Origin of the sequence: Streptomyces sp. NBC_00576 (assembly GCF_036345175.1) — a bacterium.
In the GTDB taxonomy this organism is placed as follows: Bacteria; Actinomycetota; Actinomycetes; order Streptomycetales; family Streptomycetaceae; genus Streptomyces.
In genome coordinates, this window is record NZ_CP107780.1 from 1,288,025 (window position 1) to 1,309,880 (window position 21,856).

General features: G+C 67.7%; 14 protein-coding genes. 8 read left to right on the forward strand and 6 right to left on the reverse strand.

The genetic code is table 11. The annotated features are described in order from the left end of the window. Positions 1 to 659 precede the first annotated feature (659 nt). The 3 genes from OG734_RS05420 to OG734_RS05430 all read left to right on the forward strand — a co-directional run bounded on the left by OG734_RS05420 (position 660) and on the right by OG734_RS05430 (position 4,828). Positions 660 to 2,801, forward strand: a complete 2,142-nt coding sequence (locus tag OG734_RS05420) for a hypothetical protein (protein ID WP_330286309.1) — start codon at positions 660 to 662, stop codon at positions 2,799 to 2,801. 5 nt (positions 2,802 to 2,806) lie between these two features. After that, positions 2,807 to 4,444, forward strand: a complete 1,638-nt coding sequence (locus OG734_RS05425; RefSeq protein WP_330286310.1) for an amino acid ABC transporter substrate-binding protein — start codon at positions 2,807 to 2,809, stop codon at positions 4,442 to 4,444. Between the two features lie 237 nt (positions 4,445 to 4,681). Next, positions 4,682 to 4,828: a hypothetical protein gene (locus OG734_RS05430; RefSeq protein WP_330286311.1), complete on the forward strand. Its 147-nt coding sequence runs from the start codon at positions 4,682 to 4,684 to the stop codon at positions 4,826 to 4,828. Between the two features lie 226 nt (positions 4,829 to 5,054). Here OG734_RS05430 and OG734_RS05435 read toward each other — a convergent pair whose 3' ends face one another. The 3 genes from OG734_RS05435 to uppS form a co-directional block, all read right to left on the reverse strand. Then, on the reverse strand, positions 5,055 to 5,963 hold the full coding sequence (locus OG734_RS05435; RefSeq protein ID WP_330286312.1) for an LLM class F420-dependent oxidoreductase: 909 nt from the start codon (positions 5,961 to 5,963) through the stop codon (positions 5,055 to 5,057). Between the two features lie 248 nt (positions 5,964 to 6,211). Then, positions 6,212 to 6,409: a hypothetical protein gene (locus OG734_RS05440; RefSeq protein WP_330286313.1), complete on the reverse strand. Its 198-nt coding sequence runs from the start codon at positions 6,407 to 6,409 to the stop codon at positions 6,212 to 6,214. 121 nt (positions 6,410 to 6,530) lie between these two features. Continuing rightward, positions 6,531 to 7,457: a polyprenyl diphosphate synthase gene (gene uppS / locus OG734_RS05445; protein ID WP_330286314.1), complete on the reverse strand. Its 927-nt coding sequence runs from the start codon at positions 7,455 to 7,457 to the stop codon at positions 6,531 to 6,533. 682 nt (positions 7,458 to 8,139) lie between these two features. Between uppS and OG734_RS05450 the strand changes: the two genes are divergently transcribed. The 4 genes from OG734_RS05450 to OG734_RS05465 all read left to right on the forward strand — a co-directional run bounded on the left by OG734_RS05450 (position 8,140) and on the right by OG734_RS05465 (position 17,615). Further along, complete coding sequence (locus OG734_RS05450) at positions 8,140 to 8,802, forward strand: ABC transporter ATP-binding protein (RefSeq protein ID WP_330286315.1); 663 nt, start codon at positions 8,140 to 8,142, stop codon at positions 8,800 to 8,802. Beyond that, positions 8,799 to 9,665, forward strand: a complete 867-nt coding sequence (locus tag OG734_RS05455; RefSeq protein WP_330286316.1) for an ABC transporter permease — start codon at positions 8,799 to 8,801, stop codon at positions 9,663 to 9,665. Before OG734_RS05450 ends, OG734_RS05455 begins: the two co-directional genes overlap by 4 nt. A 277-nt stretch (positions 9,666 to 9,942) precedes the next feature. After that, on the forward strand, positions 9,943 to 10,749 hold the full coding sequence (locus OG734_RS05460) for a thioesterase II family protein (RefSeq protein WP_330293573.1): 807 nt from the start codon (positions 9,943 to 9,945) through the stop codon (positions 10,747 to 10,749). 251 nt (positions 10,750 to 11,000) lie between these two features. Beyond that, positions 11,001 to 17,615, forward strand: coding sequence for a type I polyketide synthase (locus OG734_RS05465; RefSeq protein WP_330286317.1), 6,615 nt, complete (start codon positions 11,001 to 11,003; stop codon positions 17,613 to 17,615). Positions 17,616 to 18,712: 1,097 nt separating this feature from the next. On the opposite strand, the gene OG734_RS05470 is transcribed toward OG734_RS05465, so the two are convergent. Both OG734_RS05470 and OG734_RS05475 read right to left on the reverse strand, forming a co-directional pair. Continuing rightward, the gene (locus OG734_RS05470; RefSeq protein WP_189152324.1) at positions 18,713 to 18,943 is read right to left on the reverse strand and encodes a hypothetical protein; all 231 of its coding nucleotides are present in this window, start codon (positions 18,941 to 18,943) and stop codon (positions 18,713 to 18,715) included. A 139-nt stretch (positions 18,944 to 19,082) separates the two neighbouring features. Next, positions 19,083 to 19,922, reverse strand: coding sequence for a DNA/RNA non-specific endonuclease (locus tag OG734_RS05475; RefSeq protein WP_330286318.1), 840 nt, complete (start codon positions 19,920 to 19,922; stop codon positions 19,083 to 19,085). A gap of 204 nt (positions 19,923 to 20,126) precedes the next feature. On the opposite strand from OG734_RS05475, the gene OG734_RS05480 reads away from it, so the two are divergent. Continuing rightward, positions 20,127 to 20,981, forward strand: a complete 855-nt coding sequence (locus OG734_RS05480) for a caspase family protein (RefSeq protein WP_330286319.1) — start codon at positions 20,127 to 20,129, stop codon at positions 20,979 to 20,981. A gap of 63 nt (positions 20,982 to 21,044) precedes the next feature. Here OG734_RS05480 and OG734_RS05485 read toward each other — a convergent pair whose 3' ends face one another. Then, positions 21,045 to 21,797 carry a DUF5677 domain-containing protein gene (locus OG734_RS05485; protein WP_330286320.1) on the reverse strand — a complete coding sequence of 251 codons (753 nt, stop codon included), beginning with the start codon at positions 21,795 to 21,797 and terminating at the stop codon, positions 21,045 to 21,047. Between the last annotated feature and the right edge of the window lie 59 nt (positions 21,798 to 21,856).

Below are 21,856 nucleotides of genomic sequence, written 5' to 3' on the forward strand. Positions count from 1 at the left end.
CAGGCGGACGTCGAGCTGCCCGATGGCCGGCAACTGGACCACACCATCATTCGCCTGCGGCCGGTCGCAGGAGCCACGGTCGTCAACGAGGCGAACAACGTTCTTGCTGCTGTGGCGGCACCGGTTCATGACCGGGGATGGGGCTGGGAGCTGCCGTCGGGCGGCACCAGCGTGGGGCGAAGACCCCGCCGTGGTCGCCTCGCGCGAGTTCAAGGAGGAGACCCGCTGACGGCCGGGTCCGATGCGGCTGATGCCATCGAGTCCGCGTGCCGTGAGTAGGCACCTCTGGAGAAGGTGCCCGAACCGGTGGTGCGCTGTGAGATCCGGTCGGCGAACGCGGTGGCCACCCTCCTGATGCTGCACCATCGTCGTCTCGGCTCCCACAACGAGCAGTCCTGACCAGCGGCAGGGGCTGGGTGCACGCCGACGGCGCGACCGCCGACTCCACGCTCGGCGGCCGTACTCATGCTCTCCGGAGCTCAGGCACGTCGGCCCCCACCGCGCCATGAAGCAACGACATGAGACACCATTGGTCTCCACCACCAACTTCCCTTCACATAACAACCGTTGTCCTGATTGAAGGTCTCGTGTTCCACTAATCTCCATCCACCACATCGATCACCCGCTTCCGAGCGGGAGGGCATTCACGGGGGAGATGCGTGTATGAGGATCTGGGCTTCGAGAAACTCCTTGACGCGGACGGTTTCTTTGCACGCCTGTTAGGGCGGTCGCCGTCGGGTGAAGACCGCAAGCCGTTGTACGGCCCCGACCTGCCCGTGGTGCTGCTCACCGGCGGCCCGGGGATGGGCAAGGGGCGGCTGCTGCGGGCGGTGCACGACCGGTTCGCCCGCCAGGTGCCGGTGATCCGTCTGGACTGCGCCTCATCGGAGTACATGGGCCGGGCCAGGGCGGAGCCCGGTGCCCGCTCGGTGGTGACCGAGGCCCTGGTCGAGGCCGCCCTGCTGCTGCACACCTGGCGGGGAACGGGAGGCGCGTTCGCCTTCCCGCGGTTCTTCGCGGGCTTGGCGGTGATCGCGACCGGCGTCGCGGGTGGCACCGGTGAGGCGATCAGGACAGAGGTCGAGCGGTACGAGGAGCTGATCCAGCAGCCGCGCCTGCGCGGTCTGTGGGCGCTCGACTTCTGGCGCGGCGCGCTCCTCGGGGCCGTACAGAGGATGCTGGAGGTCCTGGCCGGCCAGGCGTTCGGCCCATACGGGGCCGCCGCGCTCACCGCGCTGCTCGACGCCCTCTTCGAGCGCGTGACGCCCCGGATCGAGGCGGAACTGACCCGGATCTACGGCGAGTATCCCGGCGCGGCGGGCCAGCCCAAGCACGGGCTGCGCAGGCTCGCCGACGACTTCCGGGCCGGCGGCGAGCGGCGGGAGGACGCGGAGCGCTTCCTGTTCCGGGCGCTGCGCGAGGATCTGGAGGCGGCGTACGGCGGTCTGGGCGGCTGGCTGGGCCGGGTCGGCCGCCCGGGACTGCTGCTGGACCACGCCGAAGAACCGCTGGGCGAGCGGCTACTGCGCGCCGCGCTCACCGACCGCCGGGACGGGCAGCGCGACCGCGTGGTGATCGTGGGCACGGCACGCCGGGCGGACGGCGGCGACTTCCTGCACGGGGGTCTGCCGCCGAGGGAGGTGGCGGCGTTCCGACCCGCAGACGGGGTGCCGGCCACCTGGTCCCGCCGCAGTGACCCGGAGGAGGACCGGGGCCCGCTGTCCGCCGGGGTGCTCATACTGCGGATGCCTTTCCTCACCGGCGACCAGCTCCGCCGGGCGACCGAGCGAATACAGCTGGGCGCGGAGCGGGAGGGCGGTATGCATCGCCCCCGTATCACCGCCGCCGTGGCCCAGCTGAGCGGCGGACGGCCGCACACGGTGATCCGGCTGGCCACCGCTGCCGCCGACCACCGGATGGAGACGGACGCCAACGACCGGGCCATCTTGGACGCCAAGCTGCACCACCCGGACGGCACCGCCGAGCGGCCGGTGACGGACGTACTGCTTCAGGAGCTGATCCTCGACCAGCTGCCGGTGCGGCTGCCGGACGAGCACCATGAACAGTGGCTCGATCTCCTCACCCATCTGTCGGTGGCGCACGACCCGGCGTGCGCGGACGTCCTGCTGCGCCATCACCAGGCGGGCCGTGTCCTGCGCCTGACGGCACATGAGGTCGCGCGGCTGCTCAACGACACCGGGTGGCCCAGCTGCGAGCGGCACTTCATCGGGGACTTCGGCCTGCGTCAGCTGCTGGTGCACCGGCTGTACGGGCTGTCGCGCGACGGTGCCGCCTGGTACACCAACCACCATCTGCTGCGCGACCACTACGCCGTGAGTGAGCCGAGCGGCGGTGCGTTCCACTCGGTGACGACCCACCAGATGAACCACCATCTTGTCTCCGGCGGCGTCGACGACGTGGTTCGCCACCTCGCCGCCACCCTCCCCGGCCGCTCGCGTCAGTGGTGCGAGGAACTGCTGGAGATCGCCCAGGCGCCGTATCCGGGCGGGGCGGACGAGCGCCGCAAGCGCGCCCAGGGTCTGGCACGGGTCGACGGACCGCCGCTGCGCCGCACCGTCGACCAACTGCTGCACGCCGTATGGCTGTGCGAGGAGCGCACCAGGCCGACCGGGGGCGAAATGGCCCGCACGCTGGAGCAGTTGCTGAGGCAACTGTCGACCATGGACTTCGACGGCGCCGGAGAACTCGGCCCGACAGCCACCGAGTGGCGCCGCCTGGCCGCGAACGAGCAGCCGTTGCTCCGCTGCGACTGCACCGATCAGCTCGGCAGAAGGAGGTAACGGGGATGCCCAGCCGGATACCCAGGTGGAACAGACTGCCCAGGTGGGGAAAGATCCTCTACGCGCTGGCGGGCGTGGCGGTGCTCGTGGCCGCCGGCGTATACGGCGTTCCCGCCCTCCTGAAGCCGGACACCTGCCACGACGGCATCGAGAAGATCGGCGTCGAGTGCGTCGGCGTCGACGGCGCGGGCTACGACTTCGGCACACCGGAGATCAGCGCCGTGGCCGAGGCCATCTCGGAGGAGAACAAGAGGATCGCGAACCAGCCCCACATCGCCGTGGCGATGATGCTGCCCCTCCAGTCGGACACGGCGGGGCTGCGGCGGCAGATGCGCAGCGACCTCCAGGGCGCGTATCTGGGACAGCGACAGGCCAACTCGGGCGAGGGCCAAGTGCCCAAGATCCGACTGGTGCTGGCCAACCCCGGGCTGAACTACGGCCATCAGGACAAGGTCGTGAGCACGCTGCTCGACATGGCCGAATCCGACAAGGACAAGCTGCGGGCCGTCACGGGCTTCAACCTCACCCTCGACGCCACCGAGGCGGCCGTAGAACGTCTGACGGAAAACGGCGTCCCGGTGCTCGCCTCCCGGATCAGCGGGGACGGGATCGCGAACGTCGACGGGAAGAAGCAACGATTCCCCGGCCTGGCCCGGATCATCCCCACCAACGGCAACGCGGCCGAGGCCCTGGCCAACTTCAACGGCGAGCGGGGCCGGGAGAACGCCAGGACGGTGCTGGTCTACGACACCCGCCCGGACGCCTACGACGAGTCGCTGGCGAGCGCGTTCCGGGGGATCAAGGAAACGGGGCCGGCCGGTCCCGACAACATGTCCTTCGAATCCCCGGGGATCGACGAGGCCGGCTCGACCGGCAGCCAGTTCGAGCAGATCGCCAACAACATCTGCGGTTCCGCGGCCGACACCGTCTACTTCGCGGGGCGCACGCTGCACATGCGGATCTTCGCGCTCACGCTCGCCAGGCAGACCTGCGCGGACCGGCACTTCACCCTGGTCAGCGGCTCCGACGCCGCCTCGCTGCGACAGGCCATGTCCGAGAAGGACTGGGCGCAGCTGCGCGGCGAGGACGGCGAGGCGAAGGTCACGGTCCAGTACGCCGCCCCGGCGCACCCTGCCGCCTGGGACACCGAGCTGGCCGCCTGGACCAAGCATTGGAAGCAGACCCATCACCGCGAGCCCGCCGCGAACGAGCTCCCCCAGCACCTCACCGAGCCCAAGGCAGCCCTGGACGCCCTCAACGACCTGATCAAGAGCACGAGCACGGCGGGCACGGACCTCGGCTCCACCCCGAACCTGGAGGACTCCCGCACCATGGTCGTCTACGACGGCCTCGTCACCATTGGCACGGCCCTGCACGAGGTCCAGGGAAACGACGCCGAGCAGGCACCCAGCCTCGCGGACGTCCGCCAGGAGTGGTCGAAACTCCAGTCGGTGCACCGGGTGAGGGGCACGAGTGGCCTGATCTGCCTGACCAACGGCGGGAATCCGTACGACAAGCCCGTCGCGGTCGTCGAACTGAACCCGGGCCAGGGCGTGCGCGGGACCCTGAAGTTCGTCGGTCTGGGCTGGCCCACCGGCAAGGAACAGCCGAAGAACTGCGTGATCCCGAGCAGCACATCCTGAGACAGCCGACCCCTCTCTCAGCTCACCCCCAGCGGACAGTCGGCGATTCCTCGGTTTGCTGTCGCACTCCTCCCTGCCGGGCCCGGAATGAGCGCTCACCGGGTGCGCAGCCAGGTCAGAGCCTTTACCATTCCGCAGCAGTGGGAATCCCCACCCGCCCTCCACCCGTACGTATGGTCCCACCCGAACGGCCCGGCACCGGACGGGGACCATGGATTGTTGATCCGGTGCTGGAGTATGTCGTCACGCGCCGTCGTGAACCGGCAGTCCGTCGACGCCAGCGCGTCCAGGTCGTACACCCTCCAGAAAGTCGATCTCGTCGAGCCGTCCCCACCAGGGGCCGCCCTCGGCGTGCTTTGCGGTGCGAAGAAGGGCTCGGCCTGAGTCATGTTCCAGGATGGATGTACGTCGGCTCACAAGGAGGGCTATCGGGGACTCCGCACCCTGCGCTCCGCGGTCGCCACCGGCCGCGTCCCGCCACGCCGTTCGGCGCGAGTCGGCGAGGGTGACCGTCCACTGGTGAACGGGGTTCGCGCATCGGCGGCGCCCGGAGGCGGGCGTGGCCCGACCGCCCCGCGACCAGGCTCGTCCAACCGCACGCCGCCGCAGGTCATCGGGCCGGCAGACCATGGACGAGCGCGACCTCGGTGAACCCCGCGTCGACGTAAGGGCGTACGGCCTCGACGACCGTGTCCGCATCGTCGCCGCAGGGAATGGACTCGGCGACGTCCTCGGGCCGTACGAACTGGGTGGCGCCATCGAACGCGGCGGGCCCGGGCAGTTCGGAGTTGACCGGCCAGCCGCCGCCGAACCAGCGGAACTGGTCGTGGGCGCGGGCGATCGCGGCGTCGCGGTCGGTGTCGTAGCAGATCGGCAGCTGGCCGACCTTGGGCTTGCCCGCGCCACCGTGCCGGTCGAACGCGGAGGTCAGTTCCGGCTTGGGTTCGGTGGCGATCAGCAAGTCGGCCAGACGGCCGGCGAGTTCGCACGAGCGGTCGCCCGAGACGGCGACACCGATCGGCGGGGCCGTGTCGGGCAGATCCCACAACCTGGCGTTCTCGACGTCGAAGTGGTCGCCGTGGTGGTTGACGTTCTCCCCCGTGAAGAGCGAGCGGATGATCTCCACGGCCTCCTCCAACTTCTCGAGCCGGACATGCGCGGCGGGCCAACCGCCGCCCACCACATGCTCGTTGAGGTTCTCCCCGGAGCCGAGACCCAGGCGGAACCGCCCCTGGGAGAGGAGTTGCAGGGTGGCGGCCTTCTGCGCGACGACCGCCGGGTGGTAGCGGGTCGTCGGGCACGTCACGTACGTCATCAGGGGAATGCGTTCGGTGGCCTGCGCGGCGGCACCGAGCACGCTCCACGCGTAGGGGGCGTGTCCCTGGGACGCCAGCCAGGGAAAGTAGTGGTCGGACGTGACGGAGAAGTCGAAGCCGGCGCGCTCGGCACCGACCACATGCCCGACCAGCTCCCGCGGTCCGGCCTGCTCGGTCATCATCGTGTACCCGATCCGCACCATGCCGCTCTTCTCCTCTGTCCTTGTGCGCCCTCACCGCTTCGTCCCCGGCCGCAGGTCGACCTCCCGCCCGGTGCCGCCCTCGTCCGTGAGCGCGAGTACCCCGGTGGCCGACGATGATGCTCAGGACGCAGGCCGCTCCGGGTGATGAAGTCGTGGGCGTGGGCGACGCGGGCGGCTGCTTCCACGTCCGTGTCGGTGGCGTCTGGGCTGGCGAGGCGGATGTCGTCGCGGATGGACAGGTTGAAGAGTCAGGCGTCCTGGGGGACGGCGGCGATGAGGCGCTGGAGTTGGGCCGAGGGCAGGTCGCGCAAGTCGTGGCCGCCGATGGTGACCGTGTCGGCGGCCGGATCCCAGTAGCGTTGGAGGAGTGCGGCGCAGGTGCTTTTGCCAGTGTGATCCTCCCTGTTGTGCGCCGTCGCGTTCATCGTCGCCGTGCTGGTCGGCACGCTGCTCGGGGTGCTCGCCGCCCGGGATCGCGGCTCGACCGGAGCGTCACCTCGCTCGCCTACTCCCTCGAAGCGGCATGGCCGGGACGTGCTGCTGCGCTGCGTGTACGGGCTGCGGGTCTCACTGCTCGTCGGCCTCGCGCAGCAGGTCCCGGGCGCTGGAGTCGGTGATCTGGACCGGTGCCGGCACATGCCCGCGCGGGTAGCGGGGTGCGAGGGGCTGGTCTTGAGGCGTACGGATGACTGTCCCGTAGCGGCGCTGGCGGCTGTGATAGACGGCCACGGCCTTGGCCAGGTGCTCGGCGCGGAAGTCAGGCCACAGGGTTTCAGGAAAGTACATTTCGGCGTAGGCCATCTGCCAGAGCAGGAAATTGGAAAGCCGGTGCTCTCCCGAGGTCCGAATGAGCAGGTCCACATCCGGCAGGTCGGGACACTGCATGTGCCGGGCGAGGCTCTCCTCGGCTACCTCGGCCGCCTTGGTGCCAGCGTCCATCAGCGCGCGGACCGCATGGACGAGATCACTGCGTCCCCCATGATTGAAGGCCATGGTCAAGGTCATGCCGGTATTGTCGGCCGTCAGTTCTTCGAAGTGGATGATTTGTTCACGGACGAAGTCCGGGACGCGGGCGTCGAGTGCGCCCAGGTAGCGCAGCCGGACTCCCATGTGGTGCCAGTGCTGGCCGTTGTTGCTGAGGGTGCGCTGGTTGAAGCGCATCAGATAGTCGACCTCTGCCTGGGGGCGCTGCCAGTTCTCGGTGGAGAAGGCGAACAGGGTCAGCCACTGGATCCCCATGTCGCGTGCACCTCGGACCGTGGAGTCCAACGCGGCTTCGCCCGCGGAGTGTCCCTCGGTCCGCTCCAGTGAGCGCTGTTCCGCCCAGCGGCCGTTGCCATCCATGATGCAGGCCACATGCGCAGGCATCCGCTCCTTCCCTGTTGGCGTGTCGTCCCTGCCCGCGCCAGGCATCTCACCATGGTCTTGGTGAGCGCGGTCGGACACGGCCGACAGCTGAGAAGACGGCGGCTGTGGAACCGAGTCGAGAGTCACGGCGTTCTCCTGGAGTTCTGAGCAGCACGCGAGGCAGGGAACCGGCTTCAGTAGAAAAACTGAAGACAGCGATGCCACCTCAAAGGAATGGGCGCAGCGCCAGTTTCTGCAACGAGCGGCAAGGCCACCGGGACACGTGGCAACCGACACGATGAAGGACAATCCGTCAAACACGTGTCCAAAGCAACACTCGGACTGAGCGGCGACCCGATTCCTTGGTCAGCCGGCCGCCCCTGGCGTCGTCACACGTTTCGGTGGCCAGAAGGCGGTGGAGCAACCGGTCACCGTCATCGGGCAGGCGTCACGGTCGGGGCGGGGTAGCGCATGACCGGACCGGTTTTGTACATCGAGTGGATGCGTGACGATCAGCGGGCTGCGGGACAGCTTCGCGTCTGCCCGGCATAACCGGCAATGCTTGAGGAGTGATAGGAGCGTGGGCAAGGGGCGGCGTGGCTGAGCACAGGGTGCCCCACTGAAGCCAACCTCAACTATCGCAGCATGTAATCATTTCCTTGCTCTGCGTATGCGTTCGTCGTGCTTACTCGCCCGGCGTCCTGGGCACAGCCCTGAGGGATTCCACTCGGCATGGATCAGGGCTTCTGCTGTGACACAGCAAGCGCGGGCGCAGAACAGGCAGGCCGCCACAGGCTGCGGCCGGGCCTGTCCAGGAAGGGGGAGAAGGATGAGGGCGAGCGGGCCCGTGTTGAGCATGCAGGACGTGCGCAAGAGTTACCGGCGTCGGCAGGTCCTGCGAGGCGTGTCCCTGGACCTTCCGCCGGGGCAGCTGGTGGGGATCGTAGGAGAAAACGGTGCAGGCAAGAGCACTCTGCTGCGCATCCTGGTTGGTGACCTTTGCCTGGATGGCGGTTCGGTGCGCTGCCAGGGCCTGCTTGGGCACTGTCCGCAAGAGACCCTGCTGCATGAGGCGTTCACCGTCGAGCAGCATCTGCGGTTCTTCCAGACCGCCTATGGTCTGGACAGCCTGGACCGGGCCTATGAGCTACTGGAGATCCTGCAGTGCAGCGAGTACCTCCGGGCTCGCCCGGGAACGCTGAGCGGCGGAACACGGCAGAAGCTGAACCTCACGCTGGCTTTGATGCACGATCCGCAAGTGCTGCTCCTGGACGAGCCCTATCAGGGTTTGGACTGGGATACGTATCTGCGTTTTTGGGATGTAGCCGGGGAGCTGCGCGATCGCGGCTGTTCCGTTCTGGTCGTCTCCCACCTCGCCTACGACGCCTCCCGCCTGGACTGCATGTACCGGTTGCACGACGGCGTACTTCAGGAGACGGAACCTATCGGCGTGGCCATCGGCGGCACGGCCGCTCCCGGGGTGCGGTCATGAGGCGATGGACGTCCTGTCTGGCGACTGCCGTGCGGTTCGCGCTGATCGAGCAGCTGCGCAATCGGCTGGCCCTGGTGATCGTGGTGTTCTTCATCCCGCTGTGGATCACACTGGGGTACAAGGTCACGGCCAGTGATCCGGTGCGGTTCTTCGTCCGCCCCGTCAAGCGGTCGATCACCATGGACGGCAATGTCATCAGCCAGATGTCCGGGGCCCTGCACGCTCTGGGTCTGATCGTCGGCTTCATGATGTTCATCGCCACCGCCCGTTCCGCCTCCTTCGACCGGCGCCTGGTGCTGGCCGGCTACCCCAGGTTGTGCCTGGCATTGGCGAAGTTCACCGCTCTGGTGCTGGCTGCGGCCGTGGTCGCCGTCTACGGCGCCGCGTGGATGCGCGTGTACTGGCGCCCCCAGCAGTTGCTTCTGCTGGCCGTGGGGTTGTTCGTGGGGGCACTGATCTACGGCGGGATCGGTGTCATGCTCGCCGCTGGTCTGCGCAGCGAACTGGCCGGCATGTTCCTCGTCATCATGATCAGCTTCATTGACCTCTCTCTGCAGAACCCCATTGCCAACCCGGCCGCCGACAGCCCTCTGCTGCGATTCTTTCCGGCCTACGGTGCCATGCAGACCGTGGTCACAGCCGGGGGACTGCACGTGGTGCCCTGGCACGAACTCGCCCTGGGCATCCTCTGGGCAATGGGCATGGTGGGCGCCGGCATGACGGCCTTCGGCCTACGGAGCCGCTCACGTCTCGCTGACAACACCACCACAGCACCGGCGGGTGAACGACATGACTGCAGCCCGGCGCTTGCCGCCTCCCGGTCGGGAACCTCCCCCAGCCCGCAGCACGGAGACCAGCACTGAACCGCTCCAGGTTGGTTGGAGAGGGCCGTCGGCGTGCAACTGCGCAGCGAGGGTGGGAGGGAGCCGGGCGTGAACTGTTCGCCGCTTGAACGCCACGCCGGCACTCGCGCTTCTCCTGCGACAAATCGACGGAGGGGCGTAACCGTGGATTGGCCGGTGCCAAGCCAGGCTTCTTGTCGTCGCCGAAGGCCGGCGAGATTGCCCTCTTCGGCCTCGAAGCCGGCAGCCCGGACCTCGGCCTGCTGGAGCACACAGCAACTGCCGGAAAGGGCACATGATGGGAAATGGCAAGCCGCCGTCCAACGGAACCGAGCACAGCTCGGCCAGCCGCTGGTTGATTCCACTGGCCTCCCGCCCATCAGCGTCTGTGCGCGCCTACCTTTTCCCACCACCTGGCACAGGCGCATCCTTTTACCTTGGGCTAGCGGAGGAGCTGCCCACGTTCATGGAGCCGGTGGCCTTGCAGGCGCCCGGTCGCGAAGAACGCAGCGCTGAACCGCGGGTGAACCACTACTCCAAACTGGTGGAGGCCACCACCGAAGCAATGAGTGCGGCGGGCAGCTCGAAACCCAGCGTTTTCCTCGGTTACTGCGCCAGTGGGATCTGGGCTTTCGAGACCGCGCGCGCACTGGTCCACAAGGGTGCTCAGGGGCCGCTCCTGCTCGGTGTGTGCGCTGCTCCCGCTCCGGGCGAAGCCGCCAAATACTCACGGTTCATGGCGCGTCCGGACAGAGCGGTCCGCGCGCTCCTTCAGGAACGAGCCCTGACACCGGATATGCGTGAACTCGCAGCCCAAGCCATCTACCGGGACAGCATTACGGTGCTGTCCTACCGGTACAGCCCGGGGACTCAAGTGACCTGTCCTGTTTCCCTCTTCTCGGGCGAAGAAGACGCCATCATCCCCCGCGACCTGGTACGCCGCTGGGACGCATACACCAGCTCGCGCGTCATCGCGGACCGGGCGTACGCCGGTGGACACGTGTTCCTGCGCGAACACTGGGACACCGTGGCACGGCATTTTTCCTCGGACGTCAAAGCTGTCCTGCCTTCCCCACCAGAGGAACCGTCATTCCCCCTCGCATGAGGACAACAGGAGAGGGTCACCACGAGCGACCGGGGCACCGATACGACAGCAGCTCCCGCACGCAACCGCGATTGCCTGCCCGCAGCCAGTACGGCAGCGGTGTCTGCCATTACGGCTTGCCAGGCTGATCGTTGGTCTGCGTAGGGGGCAGCTCCCGGGCAGAGCGTCCGGACGGGCCCTGGCGTAACAACTGCTGTGAAAGCCAACCCGGTCCTGCTTGTTCGTCGGGGACGGAAAGGGAGTTCCTATCCATGGACGGGCAGGAAGAGTTCGCCGCCCCGGAACAAGCAGTTGCCGTCCTCGGGATGAGCGGCCGTTTTCCGGGAGCGCCGGGAGTACGTGAACTGTGGGACCTGTTGGTGGCCGGCCGGGACGGCGTCACGGAAGCCTCTACCGAACGGCCCTGGCTGCGCGAGCTGTACGCCGCAGAGCCGGGTGCGCCTGGGAAGCTGCCCACGGTGCGTGGTGGATTCCTCCCCGGCCTTGATCTCTTCGACGCGGGATTCTTCGGTATCTCCCCCCGCGAGGCCCGGCGCATGGATCCCCAGCAGAGGCTGTTGCTGGAGACATCCGTGGAGGCTGCCGAAGACGCCGCGGTCCCGGTACGGGAACTGAGCCGGGCTCGCACCGGCGTTTTCCTCGGCGCCTTCGGCAACGACTACTGGTTGCGGCAGATCGGGGACCTGGAGAACCTGGATCTGCTCGCCATGCAAGGCGGGACCCACAGCGCTCTCCACGGCCGTATCGCGTACGCCCTGAACCTACGAGGGCCGGCCATGACTATTGACACCGCGTGCTCTTCGTCGCTGGTGTCTGTGCACACCGCGTGCCAGTCCCTACGGCTGGGCGAGTGCGACTACGCCCTGGCAGGCGGCAGCCACGTACTGCTCGCCCCGTACGGCTCGGTACCCCTGGCGCGGGCCGGAGCGATCGGCCCGGACGGCCGCTGCAAGTTCGGCGACGCCTCGGCCAACGGATACGTCCAGTCCGAGGCAGTCGGCATGCTGCTGCTCAAGCCCCTCGCACGGGCGTTGGCCGACGGTGACCGGGTACGAGCGGTGATTCTCGGAGGGGCGCTGGGCAGCAGCGGTTTCACCGGCCAGGGGATGATCGCGCCGTCCGTGCGGAGCCAAGAGGAAACCCTGCGCCTGGCCTGCGAGTTCGCGGGCGTCGACCCCCGTGACACCCGGTTCGTCGAAGCCCACGGCACCGGCACCGCCGTGGGCGACCGGGTGGAACTGGAAGCCCTGGCCCGGGTGCTCGGCCCGCGGGACGGCGACCGTGAGCGCTGCCTGGTGGGGTCAGTGAAGACGAACATCGGACATACCGAGGCGGCCGCCGGGGTGGTCGGCCTCATCAAAACCGTGTTGTGCCTGGAGCACCGCCTCGTGCCTGGGGACACGCGACTGGGCACTGCCAACCCTGCCGTCGACTGGGAAGCCGCTCCGCTGTGCCTTCCCCGTCGGCCCACCGCACTGCCGGACGACGAGCGCCTCCTCGTGGCAGGCGTAACGTCCATCGGGGCTTCAGGCGTGGGCGCCCACCTGGTCCTGTCGGCCGCGCCCGGCGGTCAGGCGGCCGTGCCGAAACCGCGGCCCGGTGCGGGCCAGTCCCTGCTGCCCCTGTCCGCCCGCTCGACCGACGCCCTGCGGGAACTGACCGAACGCTATGTGCACTTGCTGACGTCAAACCCTGCCCCTTGTCTGGCAGACGTGTGCGCATCTGCCGCCACCGGCCGCGACCACCACGAACACCGGCTGGCGGTGTCCGCAACAACGCCCGCCTCTCTGGCCGACACATTGCGCGCCCACCTGGCGGGACAGGAGCGGCGGGATGTGTCAGCGTCGAACGGTGCGGTGTGGTCCGCACCGCGCGTGGTGTTCGTGCTCCCGGGCCAGGGCTCCCAGTGGGCCGGTATGGGCCGGCAACTCCTGGGCAGGGAAGACGTCTTCACCGACACGGTGGAGCGCTGCGACGCCGTCATCCGTACGCACGGTGGGTGGTCGTTGTGCGACGTCCTGCGGGACGAGGACGACACCTGGCTACAGCAGACCTCCGTCATCCAGCCCGCGTTGTGGGCCATGGGGGTGTCCCTGGCCGCCCTGTGGCGTTCCTGGGGCATCGAACCCGACGCCGTTCTGGGGCACAGCCAGGGTGAGATCGCCGCCGCTCAGGTAGCCGGTGCCCTCACGTTGGAAGAAGCCGGCCGTGTGAGCTGCCTGCGTGCTGGGCTCATCGACACACTTGCCCAGCCCGGTGCCCTGTGCTGGACGGAGGTGCCGCCGAACAAGGTCGCCGGTTTCCTGGACGAGCTGGGTGTGGCGGCCTCGGTCGCCGTGGAGGAGAGTCCCACCTCCAGCGTGCTCGCGGGCACCTCGCAGGCAATCGACCGCATTGAGGAGGGCTGCGAGCAGCGGGGCATTTCCTGCCTGCGCGTACCGGTCCACTACGCCGCGCACAGCCGCAGTGTCGATCCGGTGCGACACCCGCTGAGGCGGCAGCTTGCCGATCTGCGTCCCCGTGAGACCAACGTGCCCTTCCTGTCCACCGTCACCGGATCAGTGGTGCCGGGCACTGCCCTGAACGGCGACTACTGGTGGCGAAACCTGCGCGACCCGGTACTGCTGGACAGAGCCGTACGCAGCCAGCTGGCCGGTGAACGACGCACTGTGTTCCTCCAGGTTTCCCCGCACCCCGTGCTCACCGAAGCCCTGGGCCGCGGTGGCGCCCTGACGCTGGAGTCGCTGCGCCGCGACCATGACGAGCTGGCCTCCCTCCACCGCACACTGGGCGACCTGTATGCGGCCGGCTGCGACCCGAACTGGCCGCAGGTCCTCGGAAAGCCCGCAGCCCCTGTGTCGCTGCCGGGCTACCCCTGGCAGCGCTTCTCGTACTGGCAACAGGCTCGTGCCTTCCCCTGGCCCCCCATCCAGTCCACCACCACGAAGGTGTTCCCAGTGACCGACGCTGCTGCCCCTGCACCGCCGCCCCCGAAGACCTCGCACGCCGTCCTCACGCGTACAGAGGAGGAGACGGGCGCGGGCGCTCGGTCGTGGAGCGGCGTGCTCGACAGGGAGCAGCACGCCTACCTGCTCGGCCACCGCATCGCGGAGCGCCCCGTAGTCCCTGGTGCTTTCTACCTCGAATTCGCCCTCGCGGCCGCCAGGGAGGGAAGCCTGGGCAACGAGGTGCGAAACGTCACCTTCGAGGAGTTGCTGCTGCTCGACGACCACCAGCCCTGGAACCTGCGGGTACGCGCACAGTCGAGCGCCGACGACGCCCGGTGCCTCAGCGTCACCAGCCGCCGCGATGAGACCGCCGCCTGGCAGCACCACGTGAACCTCCACATTGCCGGCGACACCTCGCTGCCCCCCTCGCCCGTCAACCTGGATCACCTGCGCGAGCGCTGCCCCGACTGGCAGGCCGGCGAGCACTTCTACCAAGAGCGCGCCATGGAGGGCAACGACTGGCGGGGGCCGTTCCGCTGCGTGGCCGAGATCCACCGCGGGGCAGGAGAAGCGCTGGTGCGCCTGCGTCCGGTGGCACGCGGTGGCCATCTCATCCACCCCGGAGCGCTCGACGGCTGCTTGCAGGCAGCGCTCGCCGCGGCCGAGTCCGACGGAGCCACGGAGCACGGTTTCGTGCTGACAGCGGTGGACCGCCTACGGCTGTACCGAGAGCCGGAGGGGGAGGAGTTGTGGGTGCACGCCTCGAGGCGGAAGCCGGACACGGCGGACGACATCCGCGTCGATCTCGTGGTGGCGGACCGGTACGGCACGGTTATCGCCGAAATCCAGGGCGTGCGGGGAAAGAGCCTTACGCCTGTCCCGCCTCAACCGGCGGCCGCCCCCCTGTTCGACCCGATGCTCGAGGTGTGCTGGCGGCCGCTGCCGCCACCCGCACCGTCCGGCCAAGGCGGCAACTGGCTGCTGGTGTCCGGTGGTTCATCCCTCGACCAGCCCCTGCACGCCGCGCTGACCGCGAACGGAGGCACCGTCCACACCGTCAGGCCCGGCATTGGCTACCGGGTTCACGGCCCCGGCCGCTTTCGCGCGAACCTCGCCTCGGCCGACGACCTGGCGCGCATGCTCAAGGACATCACCCGTGACGCACCCCTGACTGGTGTGGTCCACCTGGGTGCTCTGGCTGGGGCCACCGGGGCGGACGCCTCGCCGCGCGAGGTGCAGTGGGTCACGACAGATCTGTGCGCCAGTCTGCTACCGGTCTCCCGCGCCCTGGCCGAGTTGCCGTCCTCGCCGCCCCCGACACTGTTTGTGATCACCCGTGGCGCCCAGGCGGCCCTGGCCGACGACTCATTGCCCGCCCCATGGCAGGCAGCCCTGTGGCCGTTGACGCGTGTCCTGCAGCTCGAGACACCACGCTCGTCTTCCGTCCTCATCGACCTCGACGCCCGCGCACCCGAGCTTCGTGGACCCCGTGAACCGTGTGAAGAGGCCGACCATCTGGCCCTCCACCTGCACGCGGCGGGCGACGAGGACCGTATCGCCCTACGCGGGGGGAGTGCCCACGTTCCGCGACTGGTTCCCTCACCGCAACGCCTGGCAGCACACCCGTTCGGGGTCGCTCTCTCCACCACCGGCGGTATCGGAGGCATCAGCCTCACCCCCGCGAGGGACAATCCCCCGCCGGGACCGGGTCAGATCGCCATCCAGGTCACGCATACCTCGTTGAACTACCGTGACGTGCTGCTCGCCGTGGGCATGCTGGCCGGCCGGAAAGAAGCCCTCGCGGGCTTTGAATGCGCAGGCACCGTGGTGGCCGTGGGAGAGGGCGTCACCGAGTTCGCCGTCAGCGATGAGGTCTGTGCCCTCACGTTCGCGCCGCCGGCCTCCTACGCCATCGCCCTGGCCGCCTACGCCGCCGTACGGCCCCCCCAGTTCACACCAGCCGAGGCGGCCTCCGTTCCCGTCGCGTACGTATCGGCCTACCGCGCCCTGATCGACCTCGCGCGCCTCCAGCCGGGTCAGAAGGTCCTCATCCACTCGGCGAGTGGCGGCATGGGAATGGCCGCCATGGTGATCGCCCGCTGGTGCGGCGCCAGAATCTTCGCCACGGCAGGCAGCAAGGCCAAGCGTGACCTGCTGTTGCAGATGGGCGCCGAGAAGGTCGCCGACTCCCGTTCCACGGACTTCGCCCGCCAACTGCGCGACGTGGACGGCACAGGCGTCGACATCATCCTGAACACCCTCAAGGGAGCAGACGCCCGGCAGGCCAACTTCGAACTTCTGTCCCCCTTCGGCCACTACGTGGAGGCCGCCTGCAACGAGACGCACGACGGGCAACCGTTTCCCGCCCGCCTCTTCGAACCCGGCCGCTCCTACCACTCCATGAATCTGGCCGCGCTGCACGAGCACGCCCCCGGCGCCCTGGGCATCACCCTGCGAACGGTCATCGACTTGCTCTCCCGCGGCGAGCTGGCACCCCTCCCCGTCAAGGTCTTCGAGGCTGAGCAGGCGGCGCAGGCCATGAGCCTGATGGCGCGGGCCGAGCACACCGGCAAGCTGGCCCTCCGCTTCCCCCCGCCCGGACAGCCCCACCCGCGGCTACGCCCCGACGCCACCTATCTCGTCGTCGGCGGGCTGAGCGGCATCGGCGGGCTGTTCACCGAGTGGCTGGCCGACAACGGGGCCCGGCATCTGCTCGTCACCGGCCGCACCGACCTGTCGACGGCACCACCCACCGACCCCCGTGCGCAACGGCTGTCCCGCCTCACCCAGCGACCGGGCCTCGATGTGCGGTACGCGGCCGTCGACGTGGCCGACGAGCCCGCTATGACCGCGCTGCTGCGCGAGCGCACCCGTCAGGGCCTGCCGAAGGTAGCCGGAGTGGTCCACAGCGCTCTCGCGCTCGAACCCGCGCCGCTGCGGGACACCACCAAGGCGGACATCGAGCGGACGCTGCGTCCCAAAGTCGCGGGCGGCTGGGTCCTCCACCGCCTCTTCCCGGGCGACGACCTGGACTTCTTCGTCCTGTTCTCCTCGGCCGTATCGCCTCTCAGCGGCATGCGCCTGAGCAGCCAGCTCGGCTCCTATGCCGCCGCGAACGGCTTTCTCGACGCGCTCGGCGCCCACCGGCGAGCGGCAGGCGCCCCCGCCACGGTCGTGAACTGGGGCTACTGGGCCGAGACAGGCATGGCGCACCGACTCAGCGAACGCGACGGCCGATCCGTACTGCCCATCGGCATCCTGCCCATCACCCCGGCGCAGGCGCCAGAGCTGTTCACCGCCGTACTCGCGGCGGACAACAACCTCTGCTGCATCCCGGCCGACTGGCACGCTTACGCCTCCTCCTCACCACAGGATGCCACCGACCCCCTCCTGAAGGAGCTGCTCGACGCCACCGGCCAGCCGACCCCGGCCGGGCCAGCAGACCGCCCCCGCCCTGCCGCCAGCGCCTCCTTTCACACCGCCACCGACACGACGTGCACCACTGCCAACACGGTCATGGAGCCGTCACGAACACCCAACCGACCAAGCCCGATCCCCCTCGCTCGCACCCCCATGAGCATGTCTACGGCGTCCCTCACGACGGACAGCCCACCCGGACAGCGCGACGGGACACCACCGGAACCCGACCCTGCGCACACCGCACCCACGCTGGAGCACTGGCTGACAGAACAGGTCGCCCTCGTCCTGGACATGCCCGTCGACCAGGTGGACCCGACAAAGCCCATCAACCGAATGGGCATCGATTCTCTCCTGGCCGCCGAACTCACCACGCGCCTGCGGCGCGAACACAGCTGCGAGATCACAGTGCCCCACCTACTCAAAGCCGCCAGCCTGCGCACGCTCGCAGCCGAACTCCCCGCCCACACGCTCTCGCACGGCGGGCGCGGGGGCTGCTGAGGGGGTGTCGGACCCCACGCCCGTACGCCCGTGGTGACCTGTACTGGTTCCGCGACGTCGGCGCACCGAGGAACAACCGAGCGATGTTCAGGACTGTCGACGTCGCGGACGACCTCTGGGACGAAACCGCCCACTTCATTGCCAGCGCCCGCCAGGACATTCCCTGCCTGATCGCCGAGACCCGCTGTCAAGAGCCAGGAGAAGACTCACGAGCAGACCAGTCCAGCAACTGACAATTGCTCCTTCGGCGCACAAGGCGGCGTCGGTCGGCGCGAATGTCACGCCGGAGCGCGAGCGGTGCAGCAGGATGGCACCCCCCTATCCAGCTTCGACCACTTCATGGCACCGGGCGGCGGCCCAGCAGGAGCGGCGCTCTTCGATGCTGCCGACAAGTAGTGCAGGAGGCGAAGGTCCATCCAAGCAATGACCCGGTCCGAGGAACCGCATCGATCAAGATCCGGACCATTCCCGGGCCAGGGGTCCTGCCTAAGTCTCGACGGGCACCATTTGCTTGGCTTCTTCTAGTGTGCTGCGCCAGAGATCTTTGAACGCGTCCTTGGAACACACCGTGCGCACGTCAACGGGCCATATGGCGCACCTTGACTGGGTCAAGGTGCGCCATAGTTCAGTCAAGTGCCCTGGTCCCCAACTGGTTCCCCAAGAATGATCAAGGGGCCGTTTCAGATCTCCTCTGAAATGGCCCCTGACCTGCGACTTCGTAAAGTCGGGACGACAGGATTTGAACCTGCGACCCCTTGACCCCCAGTGGCTGACGCCCAGTCTTTCTCGTCCGTGCAGTCCACACGGTCTGGTATACGTCCAGGTCAGCGCCCTGGTTTCCCGTGTACGGGTTGGGGTGTGTGACACATCGGTGACACGCCGAGGCGCAGTGCGGATGTGCCCTACGAGGGCACCTGAGTCTCCAGGAAGCCGGGCGCGGGCGCTGCTTGGCTACTTGATCGTTTGGCGCGAAGCGCCCGCTTAGTGAAGCTACACGGCGCTACGTCAGCCAATGGTTGGCGACCTGCTAGCAACGCCCCTCCACGAGGGCGCTTCGTTCGGCCGGTGGAGGGAGCGCTTTCGCGGGGTACGCGCCGCTAGCGGTACATGAACGTCGGGATCAGACCGTTTTCATGGAAACCGGTGATGAGTTCGCCAGCCTCACACTTCGGTGCGGCGTTCGCGACGGCCATCACGTCGTAGGGGCTTCCGTAGTTCCCCATCCAGTGCCACTGTCCGGTCGCCTTACTCTCAGCGATGCGCTTCTTGAGCTCGACCCCCTCCTCGGCGGAGAGGGCTCGGTCCGTAGGGATCTCGTGCGTCGTCATACAAGGCTCCTTTCACAGAAGAGTTGAGCGGTCTACGCCAGAATCTGCCTTGTTCACCCGATTCGCCACTCCAGGACTGCCGTTGCACGTGTACGGAGTTCGACCCGCGCACCAAACGGCAGCCCGCCCAGCCACGGCTTCAACGAGGGGGTGGTACAGAACCGCACACGGCGCGAACTGCACGAGGCAGCCGGTCAGCGGCCGGCAGCGGCCCCAAGTCCAGACCCGTGATTTCCGCAACGTCAGCGACCGGCACTTGGAAGGTGCGGAAGGCGCCCAGAGGCGGAGGATCACCAGCCCTCGCCGCATCGGCCAGGGCTCGGGCAGCGGCATCGCGGGTTAGGTCGGGACTCTGGTCTAGGACGTACGCGGTAGCCGCCAGCTCGCCGTCCTGCATGAACGCGGCGACCTTCCAGAACCGCAGCGGCACCTTGATGCCCCGGTAGGGCGGGTCAGAGTCCTCAAGCACCGGGCCGGTGAACACCGACAGCTTGCGGTCGAACTGCTCTGCATGATCGAGCAGGAAGTTCTCAAGCCCCAGCCAGAGCTCCTTGCCCTGGTTGAAGATGTCCATTTGCGGAGCAGCGTTGGTGAAGTGGAACGTATCCTCGTTTGCCGTCTCTGCCTCGTCTCCCACGCCCCATACCGGATCAAGCCTGCGGACGAGGTGACCCCTGTCCAGCGGGTTGTTCTTGTAGACCGGGTTGCCCGCTTGCTGGCTGTCGGGAAGACGTGGGTCAAACCGCCAGTCGTCGTCACGGTCTGCGTCGATCAGCTTTACGCCGTCGATGGTGACCGCCGTTGCCGTGGCCAGACGTCGGTCAGGACGGAACACCACGCTGAAGTGGGTGTACGGGAGGACTACCGTCTCGATGGCCGGATCGGTGGGCACCGGCAGGGGCACAGTGGGCCCAAGAAAAGCCGCATCGTAGCCAGCCCGGTTTGCCAACGAAGCACGCGTTTCGGGAAGAGTTGCCATAGCTCCTTCAGTACCGCGCGCTTTTGATCAACACACCATTGCAGGGCCCTGAGTCATTCAGATGGCCTACGACATCGGCACGTCCAATCGGGCGGTTGGATCTATAAGCGGGTTCAGGTAGGAGCGGGGCACGGAACTAGTGCAGTCGACACCCGCACCCCGTCTGGACGGTTCATCCCGTCCGTCACCGAAGGAGACGCCTCGATGGCTGCCACTGGTATGTCCATTCACGTCGGGCTGAACAAGGTCGATCCCAAGAAGTACGGCGGCTGGGACGGCAAGCTCATCGCCTGTGAGAACGACGCGCGCGACATGGCTCAGTTGGCCCAGGAAGCTGGATTCACGGGTACGACACTGCTCACGGCAGACGCGACGGTCAAGAAGGTCACCGCAGAACTTCGTAAGGCCGCCAAGAAGCTGGTAAGCGGTGACATCCTCCTCTTCACCTACTCGGGTCACGGTGGGCAGGTACCCGACCTCAACGGTCCCGAGGACGAGTCGGACCGGCTTGACGAGACCATGTGTCTCTTCGACCGGGAGTACATCGACGACGAGCTGTACAGGGAGTTCGAGGGATTCGCCGAAGGTGTTCGGATCCTGGCGTTCATGGACAGCTGTCACAGCGGCAGCGGCATCAAGGTCCGCGAGATCCTCACGCCCGAGGCAATGCAGGACCAGTTCCAGACGAAAGACCCCAACAAGGTCGAGACGACGTCCAGGCTCATGCCCCTGGACAAGCAGGCCGAACTCTACGAGCGGGACAAGGAGTTCTTCGACGACATCCAGCGCAAGTTGAACGCCAAGGACCATCGTGAGCTGGGCGCGACCGCCCTGCTCATCTCCGCCTGCCAGGACAACCAGCTGGCAGCTGACGGCCTGCGCAACGGCCTCTTCACTGCGACCCTGCTTGACGTCTGGAACGGCGGAAAGTTCACGGGTGGCTACAAGGCGTTCCACCGCGAGATCCTCAAGAAGATGCCGGCCACCCAGAGCCCAAACCTCTACGTCGTCGGTCCGACCAACAACCGGTTCGTTAAGCAGGATCCCTTTACGGTCTGAAGGGAGCAGGCACACAGGGGCGCTCGGTAATCTGAGCGCCCCTTTCCGATGAGGCTCCCTGATCTATTGCGCGCTGGGCCCTCCGGGCTCCCGCCACTGTGGGAGCGTCGTTGGAAACCCGTGCTCCTTGGCGACCTGCTCAAGCTCGGTGGTCCACGGCTTGCCGGTAAGCACCTCGTTGAAGGCCAGCATCGCGATGTGGAAGATCCACAGGCAGAACAGCTGGCAGGCCACGAGCTCTTCGTGGATCGGCATCTGACTGACGTGGAAGTCCTTGCCGTCGTCCTTGAAGAACATCTGTGCGCCCGTGAGCGTCGGGTGCGCGAAGCGCGAATCGACCTGGTAGAACGTCCGCTCCATCGTCAGGCGGTAGCCCTCCATCAGGTGCTCGATCTTGGCCAGGCGCTCGTTTGGATCCGCCGGGATGGTCTCCTTCACCGTCTTCACGGTCTTGACCATGATCTCGTAGGCGTCCTTGTAGCGGTCCTTCGTACCGTCCGCCTTGAGGGCCTTGGCGAGTTGGATCTGGTCGGCCCCGAGCTTTCGGTTATAGATGTCGCCCATCCGGTCGCCTTGGTCCACACACCATCGCAGCGTGATGGCGTACTCCAGAGCGCTCCGTCGGTTCGGGGAAGCTGCGCCGCACGCGCCGGCCTGGTGCAGGGTGAGGATCGCACGGACCTGGTGAGCCACGTTGAAGAAGAGGCCCCAGCCGATGACTGCGGCTCGGTTCATGGGGTCGATGTACGTGTGAAGGTCGCTGCTGATCAGGTTTTCGAGACGGATCAGGTCGTCCTTGGGGTCGCGTTCTGCCATCGGCCCATCATCGAGGGAGCGGCTCTCGATGCGCCATGGGGTTTCGACAGACCATCGCT

Coding starts and splice junctions, on each gene's coding strand:
- OG734_RS05455 (WP_330286316.1), top strand. CDS start 8,799: ATGAGGCGATGGACGTCCTGTCTGGCGACTGCCGTGCGGTTCGCGCTG.
- OG734_RS05425 (WP_330286310.1), top strand. CDS start 2,807: ATGCCCAGCCGGATACCCAGGTGGAACAGACTGCCCAGGTGGGGAAAG.
- OG734_RS05460 (WP_330293573.1), top strand. CDS start 9,943: ATGGGAAATGGCAAGCCGCCGTCCAACGGAACCGAGCACAGCTCGGCC.
- OG734_RS05475 (WP_330286318.1), bottom strand. CDS start 19,922: ATGGCAACTCTTCCCGAAACGCGTGCTTCGTTGGCAAACCGGGCTGGC.
- OG734_RS05470 (WP_189152324.1), bottom strand. CDS start 18,943: ATGACGACGCACGAGATCCCTACGGACCGAGCCCTCTCCGCCGAGGAG.
- OG734_RS05480 (WP_330286319.1), top strand. CDS start 20,127: ATGGCTGCCACTGGTATGTCCATTCACGTCGGGCTGAACAAGGTCGAT.
- OG734_RS05465 (WP_330286317.1), top strand. CDS start 11,001: ATGGACGGGCAGGAAGAGTTCGCCGCCCCGGAACAAGCAGTTGCCGTC.
- OG734_RS05450 (WP_330286315.1), top strand. CDS start 8,140: ATGAGGGCGAGCGGGCCCGTGTTGAGCATGCAGGACGTGCGCAAGAGT.
- OG734_RS05485 (WP_330286320.1), bottom strand. CDS start 21,797: ATGGCAGAACGCGACCCCAAGGACGACCTGATCCGTCTCGAAAACCTG.
- OG734_RS05435 (WP_330286312.1), bottom strand. CDS start 5,963: ATGGTGCGGATCGGGTACACGATGATGACCGAGCAGGCCGGACCGCGG.
- OG734_RS05430 (WP_330286311.1), top strand. CDS start 4,682: ATGTCGTCACGCGCCGTCGTGAACCGGCAGTCCGTCGACGCCAGCGCG.